Source organism: Bacteroidota bacterium (genome assembly GCA_039111535.1).
Lineage (GTDB): Bacteria > Bacteroidota > Rhodothermia > Rhodothermales > JAHQVL01 > JBCCIM01.
Genome location: JBCCIM010000341.1, coordinates 1 through 2,605, shown reverse-complemented (window position 1 = coordinate 2,605; position 2,605 = coordinate 1). Strand labels below are relative to the sequence as shown.

At 49.4% G+C, this 2,605-nt stretch carries 2 protein-coding genes; both read left to right on the top strand.

The window, feature by feature from the left end; translation table 11 throughout:
- The first annotated feature begins 432 nt into the window (after positions 1–432).
- Positions 433–648: a hypothetical protein gene (locus AAF564_26615; GenBank protein MEM8489146.1), complete on the top strand. Its 216-nt coding sequence runs from the start codon at positions 433–435 to the stop codon at positions 646–648.
- A gap of 33 nt (positions 649–681) precedes the next feature.
- Positions 682–2,235 carry a S8 family serine peptidase gene (locus AAF564_26610; GenBank protein ID MEM8489145.1) on the top strand — a complete coding sequence of 518 codons (1,554 nt, stop codon included), beginning with the start codon at positions 682–684 and terminating at the stop codon, positions 2,233–2,235.
- Positions 2,236–2,605: the final 370 nt, after the last annotated feature.

The following is a 2,605-nucleotide window of genomic DNA, read 5'->3' as shown; positions in this document are numbered from 1 at the left end:
TGGTGGTGCCCTTTTCTTTGGTTCGTTTCTTTTGGGGCCCTGTTTTGTTTTGGGTAAAAGAAATGAACGTACGCGGTCTTTAATGCAGGGCAGTAGCTTGCAATCCACTATTGCGTATATCCTTTAGCACGGTCAAAAAGCCTCCAAGGGTGCCCATCAACTAAAAGCGTTTTATTTTATGGAATATCCCAGCGCAGTGGATCAATAGATTTTTCTGAACACCCCTGGTTCGGTGTTCGTTATTCTGAAGCATGGATACGAAAACACGAAAAAAGCTGGATCATGCTTCCAGCCCTTAATTCGTATCATTCATCAATCACCAATACAAAACCGCAAATCATCCCGCTGGCGGCTGCAACTCCTGAGCAGCAGCTCCCGTAACACCATGGTAACGAACAGCCCCTTCTGGCACGTTGCATGGAGTTACATACTATGAAGATCACTGGAACCGTTGTATATCAAGACTTTGAGGGTGGATTCTGGGGTATCATTGCAGACAACAACCTGCAATATGAACCTGTAGGTGAGCTCCCCCGTGCAGTCCAGGTCACAAACGGTCGTGTTGAAGCGGTCATTGAGCCGGCAGACGTGCTTTCCATGAAAATGTGGGGCCAACCCGTGTACGTTCGATCTATAAAACGGCTTTAATTCCATAACCCGTCTCCAAGCTATACAGGTACTATGTTAGATTTTTCGCTCAGTACACCAGCTATATTTGCCATTCTCGGGTGCCTTCTTATTGCGTGGGATATCAGCAAGAAAAACAAAAATCCCTGGACCGTTATCACCGGCCTCGTTTGCATTGCCTTGATGGGTTTCACCCGGTTGGTGACAAGTCCTGGTATTCTGAGCCTGGCTACCGGCGTATTTACAGATATGGCGATGGGGCTCTGGAGCGGCGCCGGCCTGCTGCTTTTCAGACGCGCAAAAGCCAAACCATTTGTGATCCTGGGTGTCCTTGCGCTGGGCCTTGCGTTCCTCCTCGGTTCAATTGGCAAGGTATTCAACGTAGAAACAACCAATGCCGATACCTTTTTGCTGGAGCTTGGACCAGATGACAGCATTGAAGAAATCAACGCCGAACTACTTTCCAGGGGCCTTGTAGCTGAAAAAGCATTCCCTACGGTCTCACTTTCGATGGATGAAGACCTTGCCCAGGTATACATCGTATCGGGCACACGGAGTAACATGCAGGCCGCCATGCGCGCCCTTCGTCTGGATACAGAAAACATTGATCATGTAGAGTGGAACGAAGCGTTTGGGCTCGATCTCCCGGCCAACGAAAGCAGCCTCAGTTTCGAAACAACAACAGGAATTCTGGGAAATGACCCACTCGCAGGTGATCAGTGGGCACTTGACGCCATAAACGGACACGATGTGCATCACATGTTGCAAGACATGACGCCAGTACGCAAAGCACGCGTTGCCATCCTTGACACGGGTGTAGATGGTGGCCATGAAGACATTACAGGCGTATTCGAGTCAACCCCGGGCAATGTCGACAAACACGGCCATGGCACGCACTGTGCAGGCATCGCTGGCGCTGCTACCAACAACAGCATTGGGATGGCTTCGCTCAATTGGAATGGGGAGTATATCGACATTTTGAGTTACCAGGCCCTTGGCAACGACGGCATGGGCTCCGTGGAAATGATTGCACAGGCTATCATTGATGCAACGCAGAACAACGCCGACGTAATCTCGATGTCGCTGGGTGGCTTTGCCCTTGCGCCGCCACGCGTGGTTAAAAAAGCCGTCAACTTTGCCATAGAACGCAACGCCATCGTTGTTGCTGCTGCCGGCAATTCCAACCAGGATGCAAAAAACCACATGCCTTCCAATATCGAAGGGGTAATCACGGTTGCGGCGACCGATCAAAATGGCAACAAGGCAAAATTCTCCAATACAAACACCAGCCTGACACGCCCTATCGCAGCACCAGGCGTTGATATTGTATCGCTGATCCCAAACCAGGACTATGGTCCGAAAAGCGGTACATCAATGGCTACACCGGTTGTGTCAGGTTTGCTTGGCATCATGCGGGCCATGAATCCTGACTTGAGTGCTAAAGAGGCGTATGCCATCCTCCATGAAACAGGGGAAACCCTGGACGACTCGCCACGCATTGGCCGGCTTATTAATGCGCGAGAAGCCGTCAACAAATTGGCATGTGGTATGTCAAGGACAGCGTCAGCGGTAATACTACTCACCTTGGAGTCGATTCCTGTACAATAGAGCCAGTTGTGATATGTCACTATAAGGACAAACCAAGTGTGAAGCCGTGTCACGACAGTCCTTTCATGGACAAGAAAGGAAAGCCATTTTGGCCATGATAGCGGCAACACGCGTTGTGTCTTCCCTACACAGCTACTATACCTTACAGCACACAACCTAGTGTAGATAAAAAGAATTCTAAAATTTCCAGCTATTCGTGTTGTATTTCATCAACAAAACACAATAAGTAGAGCTACTACTCCATGTCCAAGTCAAAGGGGGCATCGTGATCGTCATTGTCGTCGTCAGGAGGAGGAGGTGATGACACCTCCTTACTATTATTGTCTTGATCCAACGACTGATTGACTGCATCTTGCAAATGATGGTCAGC

Bases quoted from the DNA above. Each gene is read 5' to 3' on its own strand.
- AAF564_26610 (MEM8489145.1), top strand. From the start codon at position 682: ATGTTAGATTTTTCGCTCAGTACACCAGCTATATTTGCCATTCTCGGG.
- AAF564_26615 (MEM8489146.1), top strand. From the start codon at position 433: ATGAAGATCACTGGAACCGTTGTATATCAAGACTTTGAGGGTGGATTC.